The 12,112-nt window shown below is 39.9% G+C and carries 13 protein-coding genes; 4 read left to right on the forward strand and 9 right to left on the reverse strand.

Features of this window, described 5'->3' with window-relative positions; genetic code table 11:
* Positions 1-31: 31 nt before the first annotated feature.
* From hflD to AAC851_RS14695, 7 genes are all read right to left on the reverse strand, one after another.
* Positions 32-763, reverse strand: coding sequence for a high frequency lysogenization protein HflD (gene hflD, locus AAC851_RS14665; RefSeq protein ID WP_004639780.1), 732 nt, complete (start codon positions 761-763; stop codon positions 32-34).
* Between the two features lie 18 nt (positions 764-781).
* Positions 782-1,915, reverse strand: coding sequence for a tRNA 2-thiouridine(34) synthase MnmA (mnmA, locus tag AAC851_RS14670; protein WP_340600999.1), 1,134 nt, complete (start codon positions 1,913-1,915; stop codon positions 782-784).
* Positions 1,916-1,919: 4 nt separating this feature from the next.
* Positions 1,920-2,408, reverse strand: coding sequence for an NUDIX hydrolase (locus AAC851_RS14675; RefSeq protein ID WP_125501090.1), 489 nt, complete (start codon positions 2,406-2,408; stop codon positions 1,920-1,922).
* A gap of 53 nt (positions 2,409-2,461) precedes the next feature.
* On the reverse strand, positions 2,462-2,974 hold the full coding sequence (locus tag AAC851_RS14680) for a hypothetical protein (RefSeq protein WP_017395540.1): 513 nt from the start codon (positions 2,972-2,974) through the stop codon (positions 2,462-2,464).
* Positions 2,975-2,987: 13 nt separating this feature from the next.
* Complete coding sequence (locus tag AAC851_RS14685; protein WP_017395541.1) at positions 2,988-3,533, reverse strand: gamma carbonic anhydrase family protein; 546 nt, start codon at positions 3,531-3,533, stop codon at positions 2,988-2,990.
* A 97-nt stretch (positions 3,534-3,630) separates the two neighbouring features.
* Positions 3,631-4,779, reverse strand: a complete 1,149-nt coding sequence (gene dacC, locus AAC851_RS14690) for a D-alanyl-D-alanine carboxypeptidase PBP5/6 (RefSeq protein WP_005084817.1) — start codon at positions 4,777-4,779, stop codon at positions 3,631-3,633.
* A 152-nt stretch (positions 4,780-4,931) separates the two neighbouring features.
* A complete protein-coding gene (locus tag AAC851_RS14695) occupies positions 4,932-5,327 on the reverse strand; it encodes an MCR_0457 family protein (RefSeq protein ID WP_005084819.1) in 396 nt (131 codons plus the stop codon).
* Between the two features lie 178 nt (positions 5,328-5,505).
* Here AAC851_RS14695 and AAC851_RS14700 point away from each other — a divergent pair, with 178 nt between their 5' ends.
* Positions 5,506-5,868 (forward strand): VOC family protein, encoded by a 363-nt coding sequence (locus tag AAC851_RS14700; protein ID WP_340601000.1) that lies wholly within the window; start codon positions 5,506-5,508, stop codon positions 5,866-5,868.
* A 139-nt stretch (positions 5,869-6,007) separates the two neighbouring features.
* Here AAC851_RS14700 and AAC851_RS14705 read toward each other — a convergent pair whose 3' ends face one another.
* Complete coding sequence (locus tag AAC851_RS14705; RefSeq protein ID WP_005084823.1) at positions 6,008-6,379, reverse strand: MCR_0457 family protein; 372 nt, start codon at positions 6,377-6,379, stop codon at positions 6,008-6,010.
* 152 nt (positions 6,380-6,531) lie between these two features.
* Here AAC851_RS14705 and surE point away from each other — a divergent pair, with 152 nt between their 5' ends.
* From surE to AAC851_RS14720, 3 genes are all read left to right on the forward strand, one after another.
* On the forward strand, positions 6,532-7,305 hold the full coding sequence (surE, locus tag AAC851_RS14710; protein WP_005089841.1) for a 5'/3'-nucleotidase SurE: 774 nt from the start codon (positions 6,532-6,534) through the stop codon (positions 7,303-7,305).
* A 110-nt stretch (positions 7,306-7,415) separates the two neighbouring features.
* Positions 7,416-8,246, forward strand: coding sequence for a peptidoglycan DD-metalloendopeptidase family protein (locus tag AAC851_RS14715; RefSeq protein WP_005089843.1), 831 nt, complete (start codon positions 7,416-7,418; stop codon positions 8,244-8,246).
* A 147-nt stretch (positions 8,247-8,393) separates the two neighbouring features.
* Complete coding sequence (locus AAC851_RS14720; RefSeq protein ID WP_005084828.1) at positions 8,394-9,323, forward strand: LysR family transcriptional regulator; 930 nt, start codon at positions 8,394-8,396, stop codon at positions 9,321-9,323.
* A gap of 64 nt (positions 9,324-9,387) precedes the next feature.
* Here AAC851_RS14720 and AAC851_RS14725 read toward each other — a convergent pair whose 3' ends face one another.
* Positions 9,388-12,021, reverse strand: a complete 2,634-nt coding sequence (locus AAC851_RS14725; protein WP_340601001.1) for a Lon protease family protein — start codon at positions 12,019-12,021, stop codon at positions 9,388-9,390.
* Between the last annotated feature and the right edge of the window lie 91 nt (positions 12,022-12,112).

Raw genomic sequence — 12,112 nt, forward strand, 5'->3', positions numbered from 1 at the left:
AACATAAAAATAAATTCGTTGAAGCATCGGTTTAAACCACCTGATACTGCAAACGAGCGAGAGCTTGAATATCGTTCAACAACTTACGTTTTCTGAAAACCATTGTCCATGAACTACCACCGAGTTGTCGCCATAAATGCGCCAATTGTATGCCCGTAAACAAACATGCTCGGATTCGATTGGTATGATTAATATCTTTAAATGCTTCAGCATTACCACGAACGAGAATACGTGGATTGATTTGCCCAGCAGTTTCAACATATGTTTGTGCCAAACTGGCAATGACACTTGGATGCAAATAGTTGTTATCGAAAAAAGACAACTGTTTGAGGATTTTTTGTTGAGATTTTTCAATAATTTTAACGTATTCGGGGTTGCTATAAACCTTTTTTTCCAACTGCAACAATGCCATCGCATAAGACATTGGCAGTTTGGTGTTACTGAGTTTAGGGATTCTGGATTTTGGTGCAGTATTAAAAGGCTGGGTAATACAGCCTTCTAATGTTTTTAATCCTAATGAAATATCTGCAAGCTGGTTAAAAAAATCTAAGGTCTGTTTTGCATTATTATTTGTTGGACGGATATTTAGGCTGGCTTTGACGAGGAGTTCAAAATAGAAGTTACCACTTTCCCCAATACTTTGTTGACCAGACATGGCTGTCATATGTGTCAACTGGGTTGCCTGAAAAACTGCAGCCAATGCCAAAGCACGGTTTTGTTGAACATTCAACGCTTGGTTGGGCTGAAATGGGAACTCCGCCATGCTACGCTTCCAATATCCTTAGATAAAATCGGGTTGAGGTGCATTGGTGTGGTGAATCACGCCACCACCTAAGCAGACCTCTCCTGAGTAAAACACCACACTTTGCCCAGGAGTAACGGCTCTTTGTGGTTCGTCAAATTCAACACGAATACCATTTTCATTATGATCATCACGATAAATTGTACACGCTTGATCAGGTTGTCGATAACGCGTTTTTGCAGTGCATCGGAAACCTGTAGTTGGAATTTCCTGTTCACCTGCAACCCAGTCAATCGACTCACTCCAAAGCTGCGTACTTTGCATCAATGGATGTTCGTGGCCTTGACCAATCACTAGTCGGTTATTGGCAACATCTTTGTGTAATACGAACCATGCACCTTCTTGTGCACCTTTCATACCACCAATCCCGATACCGCCTCGCTGACCCAGCGTATAGTACATTAAGCCGTGATGTTCACCAACTTCTTTACCATTGTCTAAAACAATTTTTCCAGCTTGAGCAGGGAGGTATTGTTTTAAGAAATCACTAAAACGACGCTCACCAATAAAACAGATCCCTGTTGAATCTTTTTTCTTGGCTGTAGCGAGATCTAGTTCTTCAGCGATTTTTCGAACTTGAGGTTTTTCAATTTCACCAACAGGGAATAGCGTCTTGTTGATTTCACGGCCATGCACTGCATGTAAGAAATAGGTTTGATCTTTATTATTATCAACGCCGCGTAGTAATGGCGCGTAGATTTCACCACGTGAATTTTGCGTACTCGTACCACGACGTGCGTAATGACCGGTTGCAATGAAGTCAGCACCCAATGTCATCGCATGATCAAGGAATGCGCGGAATTTGATTTCTTTATTACAGAGAATATCAGGGTTAGGCGTGCGACCAGCGGCATATTCTGCTAAGAAATGCTCGAATACACGATCCCAGTATTCCATTGCAAAATTTGCTGTATGCAGTTTGATCCCGATTTTATCTGCTACGGCTTGCGCATCCGCCAAGTCTTCAAGTGCTGTGCAGTATTCCGTACCATCATCTTCTTCCCAGTTTTTCATGAAAAGACCTTCAACTTGATATCCTTGTTGAAGTAAAAGCGCGGCAGAAACAGAGGAGTCTACACCACCAGACATACCGACGATGACACGTTGTTGCATCTAATTAAGCATCCAAATGAGAAGTGAATGAGGGAGAAAAAGGGTGCTCATAAATAAGCGATAGAGGATATTTCTTGCCAGCGAGGGCATCTTGAACAGCTTTTAAAACCAATGGGCTACGTGCACGAGCTGTTTCTTGTAGCTCATCCAAGTTCATCCATACTGCACTGACAATACCTGTATCCAGTTGCGCATTTTCTTCAACTGAAGTGACATGCGCTAAAAAGCAAAAACGGTAATAGGTACGATCAGGAAACATTGGTGGCGTATAGGTATAAATACCGAGTAAGTGATCAACTTCAACATGATGACCTGTTTCTTCTAAGGTCTCACGAATTGCTGCCTGGATAATGGTTTCATCACATTCAACATGACCAGCAGGTTGGTTAAACACAGTATGTACATAGCCCTCACTGTGTTCTTCGACAAACAAAAAACGTCCGTCTTTTTCGACTACAGTGGCGACTGTGACATGAGGTGTCCAAGCGGTCATAGAAAGCACCATGATTTTAAAAAACGTATTCTACAAAATTTGGGGCAAGATGGCTAGGTTAAAGCTTTTTCTTGTGACTTGTATGCTTTTAATAATAAATAACCTGAAAACAGACCAATTACGAACCCAAAGCCAAATAAAGGACTAAGCATTAAAATTTCAGTATAAAGATTTGGATAATCGCCCATTCCGAATAAAGCTGAATAAAAATAAAGGGATAATACTGGTAGAGTTGTTGATAGCCCACCGAGTACACCACTGATTAACACTATTCTAAAATGACTTTTTACTTTGGGGAAAATGATATAGTTCATCAAAAAAGAATAGATGATGGATTGAATACCACAAAACAGAAGTATGAATAAGTACATACCTATTGCACTGGTGATGATAAACCATATTGCTTCTAATACAGTGATACTGAAAATATACCGAGTAATAACATGTTCGCCAGAGTATATTTCACTAATAGTAGAAAATAATATGATGACTAAAAATATGAGTGAAACAACAAGCGAAGGTAAAATAAAACCCAAATATAAGAGTTTTTTAGATACTTTGACCATTATTATCTCTTAATTATGCGGTTACTTGATTTTTATAATCATTCTTCACTTTTACATAATTCAGCGCTGAATAGGGTAAAAATGCTTTTTCTTTATCTGTGAGAGGGCGGACTTGCTGTACTGGACTACCCACATACAGATAACCACTTTTTAAGACTTTACGGGGAGGAACAAGACTACCTGCACCGATCATCACATCATCTTCAATAATCACGTCATCTAAAATGACAGTATTAATGCCGATTAGTACGCGATTACCAATGGTACAACCATGTAAAGTCACATGATGTCCAACAGTCACATCTTCACCAATCACCAGCGGTGAACCGTTTGGTTTAGATTGGTTTTTATGGCTAACATGCAACATACAATGATCTTGTACATTACTGTTTTTGCCAATCTGAATCGAGTTTACGTCGCCACGAATGACCGCAAAGGGCCAAACCGAAACATTCTCAGCTAATTTGACATCACCAATCACGACTGACATATCGTCAATATAACAGCTTGCATCAATATCAGGTGTTTGGTCTAAATAAGAGCGAATGTTTTTAGTCATGGGATCAACCAAGATAAACGATAGTGGAATTATAAAGTAAAAAAGCATTCAGACTAAACAGCCTGAATGCTTAAATTAACTATTCAGAAGTCAGGGCTTAGAAAAAGCTGCTAAAGAATAGCTTGATACGATCAATCATGCGTGCAAAGAAGCCAGCTTCTTCAACAGGTTTGAGTGCAACCAAAGGTTTCTCAGCGATGACTTTGCCATCAAGACTTGCAACCAATTTCCCGATCACTTGACCCTGAGCCAAAGGTGCATTGAGCTGAGGTTGAACCACAAGTTGTGTTTTGATTTTATCGGCTTGACCTTTCGGCATCGTCACATTGAAGTTTTCAGCTAGCCCAATCTGTACTTCATCTTCCTTACCAAACCAGACTTTTGCTTTAGCGATTGCTTGGTTGGCAGGTTGGACATTTGCAGTTTCAAAGTTCGCAAAGCCCCAAGCTAACAACGCACGTGTTTGATTTGCACGTTCGTTCATGCTTGGTGTACCAAAGATCACCGAGATCAAACGCATCGGACCACGTTTGCTTGAGGTTGTTAAGCAGAAGCCTGCTTCACTGGTGTGACCTGTTTTTAAACCATCAACACTTGGGTCTGTATAGAGCAAAGCGTTACGGTTACCTTGTTTGATCCCATTAAAGGTAAATTCTTTTTCAGAATAAATTGGGTAATATTTCGAACTATCTTTAATAATATGCTGTGCCAAGATTGCCATATCTTTCGCAGTCGAATAATGACCTTCAGCAGGCATACCCGTTGAGTTCACGAAGTTGGTATTGGTCATACCAAGACGTTTGGCTTCTTGGTTCATCATGTGAGCAAATGTACCTTCATTGCCCGCAATGTGTTCAGCCATTGCTTTTGATGCATCATTACCAGATTGAACGATAATGCCGCGTAGCATTTCCAATACAGTCGCAGTGCCATTCAACGGAACATACATACAAGATTCAGCGCTGCTGCCACGGCACCATGCTGATTCATTCATGCGTACATGTTCGTCTTCTGTTAATTTGCCTTGTAATAATTTTTGTTCAATGATGAAGCTCGTCATCATCTTTGTCATAGATGCGGGTGCAAGTTTTTCATCTTCATTTTTTGCAGCGAGAATCTGTCCAGTTTCATAATCCATTAATACATAGGATTTATTATTTAATTCTGGTGGAGCAGATAGGACAGTCGCTGCATATGAAAAGCTTGGCAAAAGTAATAATGCAGCAAGAGCGCTTTTTCGAGTCATTCTAGGTAGTTCCAATATCTTATATGGTGCAGATGAGCCTAGCATTTTAGGGCAAAGCAAAGCCGACTTCTATGGGGGAAGTCGGCTTTTTCATACAGTATTGTAACTAAGACTTATGGAGCGTTGATTCCAGATAAGGTGTTATCAATATTTCATTTATAGTTTTGAACATCTTCGCAAATTTGACGATTTTGCGCTTGAGTTGCTGCACTTGCATCTTTGCGTGCTTCAACGAGGAATTTTTGGAAATCTTTGGCTTTGGCTCGTGTATTTAATACATCCACAGCTTTAGATTCTTTAGGTAAATATTCTTTAACTAAGCGTTCATAACCTTGGCTAAATTTTTTATCTTCATCAATCAATTTTGGACAAATTTCAGAAAGTACATAGATTGCTGCAAGTTCTTCTTGCGTTGTACTTTGTACCGTTGAAGTGACATCAATATTTTCTGACTCTTGTTTTGCATTGGCTGCAAAAGTAGTTGATGCGAATGCACTTGAAGCAATCAGCAAAGACAAACTTAGCGTTTTAAAAACATTTTTCTTCATAACAAGCTAAACTCAAATCAGGGTTTACATAGTTTGCATAACTTAGCATAGCCGAAAAATAAAATTGTATACTTGCTGTAGGAACAATGGAGGAAATGTGATTTTAAATCCAATCTTGGCGTTTGATATTGACAAATCCTAGTAAAAACAAGAAAAAACCTTAATGAGGAGCAGTATAATGACAACTAAATTTCGTGGTGGTGTTGATATTGCACTGAAGCTTCCACCACATCAATTTGAAGCAACAGTTGCTTTTTATCGTGATGTGCTTGGTCTTAAACCAATTGCGGATAAAGGATCAGAGATTGGTTTTGAGTTTGGTCCAGTAAAATTATGGATCGATACGGCACCTAAAATAAGTCAGGCAGAGCTTTGGCTAGAACTATTTACTGATAATTTTTCAGAGGCTGCAAAATATCTTAATGATGCTGGCGTTGTGCGCTGTGATGAAATTGAACCTTTGCCAGAAGGATTTAAAGGAGGATGGATTAGCAGTCCAGCCAATATTATTCACATGGTTCGAGAACCTAATGCTTGGTAATTGAAGAGATGAATAAATAAGGCTTGGATTCAATATTCTGAATCAAAAATAATCAAGTATTTTAAATATGATTTTCTATTTATATAAATTGGTAGCTTAGTTTTGGATTGCTAAACTAAGCTACCACACTCAAGGTTAATTAACCTTCAAAATTAAGTACATCTTCACAAACAGACTTCTGTTCAGCTTGATCAACTTCTTTCGCTGCCGCCCGTGCTTCTTTTAATGATATTTTAAAATCATTATCCGTTTGAAGGCTTTGCAATGATGCTGATTTATTTGAATATCCTTCTAAATACGATGCAATGATCTGATTGATATTTTGATCAAATTTAGCATTTTTCCCAATCAGTTTTGGGCACATCTCGATCAAAACTTGAGCGTTCGCGATATCATCTTTAATCAGCGCATCCGCTTCTTGAACCGAAATTGCTTCTGCAAAAATTGCTTGAGCTGTAAAAAGTGAGAAGCTAACCCCAATAATACGAATAAATTTAGATAAATGTCTCATGGCTGCATAAATTTCTAATACTATGAAGTGGTAAATATATATAATTGAAGGAATAATTCAATTATGAAAACTGAGTAGTAAAAGGGCTATTGACATATTCTACCGATAGGTTTGAAGTAGCAATCGCCCAAAATTGAAGAGATGAGAACGTAGTGAATATTTTGATTGCAAATGATGATGGTGTTTTTGCCCCAGGGCTTCAAGCGTTAGCTCGTGCATTAAAACCATTAGGCCGTGTTGTTGTAGTTGCACCTGAAAGTGAGCGAAGTGGTTATTCAAGTGCCTTAACACTCGACCGTCCTTTGCGACCTGTTCAGATTTCCAAAGACGTATGGGCAGTAAATGGGACACCAGCAGATTGTGTTTATTTATCCATGAATGGTTTATTTGATTTCGAATTTGATCTCGTCGTGAGTGGTATCAATAGTGGTGCAAATTTGGGTGATGATGTATTGTATTCTGGAACAGTAGGGGCTGCATTTGAAGGCCGTTTAATGAAGCATCCTGCAATTGCTGTCTCACTTGCTGGTTCAAATGTGCGCTCTTATGAGCAGCCGCAAGATTACGCCAGAGCTGCACAATGGGTACATGATTTTATTGCTCAAGGCTTACCGATTTTACCGCCTCGTCATATTTTTAATATCAACATTCCTGATGTTGAACAAATTAAGGGCACCAAAGTAACTTATCAAGGACGCCGAGGACAATCCAAGCCGATTAGTAGTCATGTGGATCCTCGTGGACGTCAAGTATTTTGGATCGGTTTGGCAGGGGAAGCTGTACTGGAGCGACATCCTGCATCGAGCAGCCATATTCAATCTGACTTTTTTGCTGTTTCAAATGGCTATGTCAGTATTACTCCGATTCAAATGGATGCAACCAACTATGAGGTGTTAGATAATTTGCATAATCACGTGAATGGTTAGTCATGTGAATGTTATAACTTTGTGAATATCGTGCGTGAATACTCGTTTTTTCTCACTTTTTTGGTACTCTAAGGCGAAAATAAATTAAGGATTTTTCGATGAGGGCGAAGATGCACTTAAACCACGTCTCGATTTTTCAGTCAAAAAAAATGGTCAAAACAATCGTATTGTCTATGGCTGTTGTTACGGCGGCTATTGTCAGCGGTTGTGCATCTAAACCTCAAGTAAGTGGTGGTGGGGCGAGCCATGTGAGTGCTCCAAACTATTACACAGTTCGTTCTGGTGATACTTTGAGTGGGATTGCAAATCGTTATGGTATGAACTATCTCGATATCGCAGCACTAAATGATATCGCACCGCCATATCGAATTTATGTTAATCAATCCTTACGTTTAAAAGGTTCAGCCGCTCAACGCACCACATCAACACAAGCAATGAATCAGGCAGCACCTATTCAGCGTCAAAGTATTAATATTCCGACACAACAGCAAGTTGCGCCACCACCAGTTAGACCTGTTACCCCAACACAACAACGCCCTGTTGTTCCAGTAACACCACCATCAACATTGGCAAGTGGGTTGCGTTGGGTAAAACCATCAAATGGTCCAGTGATTCAAGGATTTAATCTGGCGAGTAACGTGAAAGGTACGCGCTATGGAGGCAACGTTGGTGATCCTGTGTTTGCTGCTGCAAATGGACAAGTGGTTTATGCTGCTGACGGCTTAAAAGAATACGGTAATTTGGTCTTGGTGAAGCATGTTGATGGTTACATCACTGCCTACGCACACAACAGCAAAATGTTGGTGAAGAGTGGTGATAATGTGACTGCGGGGCAAAAAATTGCCGAAATGGGTTCATCTGGGGCTTCACGTGTCATGCTAGAGTTTCAAGTCCGTTTAGATGGTAAACCAATCAATCCAACAACGGTTGTACCAAACTAATTTTATTGTTGGGGCCTTTTAAAAGGCCCTAACAAACTTTCAACAAATTGTTAATAATCACTAGTCTATCAATAGACTTCTCTGTATACTCAATGTGTTTGCTTTTATTAGAACAATAAGCATATTAATAAATTGAGAGGGATGTGTATGTTAGATCAATTGCGTGCAATGGGGGTTTTTGCTTGCGTTGTAGAAAAAAGTTCATTTAGCGGGGCAGCTAGAGACTTAGGAATAACAACAAGCGCAGTGAGCCAGCAAATTCGCTCATTAGAGCAAGAAATGGACGTTACCTTACTTCATCGTTCCACTAGAAAGTTGAGCTTAACAGAGGCAGGACAAGCATTTTTTTTAAGTTGTCAGGAAATGCTGGCAGCAGCAGAGCGTGGAAAAATTAGAATTAATGAGCTGCGTGATGATCTTGTTGGGGATTTACGTATTGCGACAACACCAGAATTGGGTGCATTGCATGTGGTTCCCGCGCTGTCTCATTGGATGTCCGCTCATAAAGGTTTAGCGGTTCATTTTGAAGCGGATCATCGCTATATTGATTTAATATCAGAAAGAATTGATATTGCGATTCGGATGAGTCTTAAAGTAGATGATCCACAATTGACGGTCGTTCCATTGGCACGTGTAGATCAGATTTTGGTTGCCTCCCCAAGCTATTTAAATCAATCGCCTCCGATTACGCGACCAGAAGATTTGATTCACCATGAATTACTGCCTGTCACTTTAATGCAGAACTTTCAGCATTTCACTTTTCGCCATGGTTTGAGTGGGGAAAATGTGAATGTGGAAATGCAAACCCGTTTAGGAACAAATAATGTTTTTGTCGCTAAATCATTATGCCAGCAAGGCTTAGGGATCGCACGTATTCTGTATATGGATGTGCAAAAAGAATTAGTGAGCGGTTCTTTGGTTGAAGTTCTACCTGATTGGCAATTACCGACGTATACATTACAAGCATTAACTTCAAAGCGTGAACAATACCCAGTCAAAGTCCATCGTTGCATTGATGCACTGAAGCAATATTTTGCGCAACTTCCAGGAGGACGTTCCTTACAAGGAGTTGCTTAGTCATCAGCGAGATGTCGCTCTAAATTTTAAAAGCCATGTTTCCTTGGAAACATGGCTTTCTTACTTATTTGCGTCTAGCTTTTACTTTAGCATGAGACTTAAGTGATTTTACTTCAACTGTTTCATCCACAGATTTAGACTCGGTTTGGTCTTTCTTGGTTTTTTTACGCTTTTTCTTTTTCTTAGGCTCATCATCTTCGACAGCTTCGCCATCTTCAATTGCTTGCCAATATTCCAGTTGCTCCATAACTGCGGCATAGATGGAATTTTTACTATATCGACCTTTTTTATCGAGTGTTCCCACTGGTCGAGCCATCAGAATTTCTAATGCTTGATCAATTGTATCAATCGCATGCACATGGAACTGTCCAGCTTCTACAGCTTCAATCACATCTTGGCGTAACATGAGGTGTTGCATATTCTGACGTGGAATAATCACACCTTGCTTGCCTGTTAATCCTTGAAGTTTACAAGCATCATAGAAGCCTTCAATTTTAGCATTGACGCCTCCAATTGGTTGGACTTGACCCAATTGATTCATTGAACCTGTAATTGCCCATGATTGGTCGATTGGGATTTGGCAGATTGCAGAAATTAATGCAGATAACTCAGCAACGGTGGCACTGTCACCATCCACCTGTCCGTAGCTTTGCTCAAAGGCTAAAGCAGCAGAGAAGTGCAGGATTTGCTCTCGGCCAAAGTGTGCTTTAAGGAAGCTCGACATCAATAACACACCCTTGGCATGTAAAGAACCACCAAGTTCTACACTTCGCTCGATATCGAGAATATCGCCGCCACCTTGGTAGACAGACGCTGTTAGACGAGAAGGTAAACCAAACTCTACATCAGCATAATGAATCACTGAAAGCGCATTGATTTGTCCTAGACGATGTCCAGATGTTTCGATCAGTTGTGTACCGCGAGATAAATCTTGCCAATACAATTCGCGTAAATAGCCTAAACGATATTGGCGATGGTGTAATGCTTGATTAACATGATCATGCGTAACAATTTTGTCGTCTGCTTTAAATGCATGATGATGTGCTTCGCGAATTAAATCACCCAGCGTAGAGGCATGTAAGGATAAGGAGCTTTGATCCTCGGCTTGACGACTTGAGTCTGTTAGCAAAGCAGCAAGTGCTGAACGATCAAATGGTAACAGTTTATCTGCTTGTACGTAGTCAGCAATCAGTTGCATATATGCTTGTTCATTACTGTCATTACGTTGTAATGTATCAGTGAAATCAGCACGTATTTTAAAGACGCTGCCTAGCTCTGGTTCTACCTCTAAAATTTCATAATAAATCTCAGGTTCAGCTAATAAGACTACTTTGATTTCTAATGGTACTGATGCAGGTTCAATCGAAATACTACCCGTCAACGTTAGCATATGTTCTAAAGATGATAGTTTTAGATGGCCTGACTTTAATGCGCGCTTTAAGCCTTGCCATGCATATGGTTGTTCAAGTAGTTGCTCTGCTTCGAGCATCAAAAAACCACCATTCGCACGATGTAAGGAACCTGGACGAATTAGTGTGAAATCAGTTGTAATCGTTCCGTTGTGCGTGAGTTGCTCGACATGTCCAAGTAGATTGTAGTGGGTTGGAAAGTCTTCAAAAATGACAGGTGCGCCGCTATTTGGTTTGTTTGCAATGATGACATTGGCTTGATAGCGAGCTGGTACGCGATTAAACAAAGCAGGGGTAAAGTCATCCTCTTCTTGTTCTAAAATTAATTCAACATTTTCGATGATGTCTTCAGCATAATGCTTTAAATATAATTCGAGACCTTTGACCTCTTTATTTTTATTTAGAATAGATTCAATACGAGGCATTACGACCTGAGAAGCAATATCGCGATTTAAACTGGAGACTTGGTCGCGTGCATCATCTTCTAAATCACCAAGATGAAGACCTAAGCGTTCAAGTTTTTTCTCCATATAACGAATATTGGAAGAAATGTCAGATCTTTCTTTACTACTCAGCGTACTGAGGTCTTGTTGGGTTAATTCATGATACTCATCATCTTTAAGTAACATCGGAATAAAGACATGCTTATCATTTCTAGAAACTAATTTTAAGTCGAGCCCTTCACCTTCTTTTGTTAGTTCTGCTAAAGCTTGTTGTTGTACTTCACCTGTGGCTTGGCGTATGCGTTCGATGCGATTGTGATAGCTTTCTGCACTAAATCGACGTTCTAGCTGTTTTAAGATGATTTGCCATGTCTGTTGTAATGCATTTTGAAATTTTGCACCTTGTCCTGCTGGAAAACGCAAGGCGATCGGTTGTCTTGGATTTTTGAAATTATTGACATATACCCAATCATCAGGTGTTTGCATGGTTTTGGCATGCTGTTGCAATAGACGTTTAATCATCGTGCGTTTGCCTAGACCAGCCGTTCCTACTGCGAAGATGTTATAGCCCGAATAAGGTAAAGAGATACCTGCCTCTACTGACGCCCGAGCGCGATCTTGCCCTAAAAAATTATTGAGCGGCTTGATCCGTTTAGTCGAGCTTGGAATTTTAGCCAAGTCGGGAATATGTGTAAGCTGATTTGCTTTTAGTGCTGTTTTTGTGAGTGTTGCTTGTATATCTGCTTGTTCAAAGGCACTTGGAATTGCAGTGATATTTGCTGTAATCGTGTTTGTTGGTGTTAAAGATAAAGTTGTTGCAGTCATTTGATCAAGTTTTTGGGTCACTGTTGCTATCCAACAAATAAAACGAAATGTAAGTCATTAACGTTATACGGGTTTAACCTCAAAGATCAAGCGAACTTGTGTTTTTTATCGA

The organism is Acinetobacter sp. HZNU-JH01, from assembly GCF_037996845.1.
Classification (GTDB): domain Bacteria; phylum Pseudomonadota; class Gammaproteobacteria; order Pseudomonadales; family Moraxellaceae; genus Acinetobacter; species Acinetobacter haemolyticus.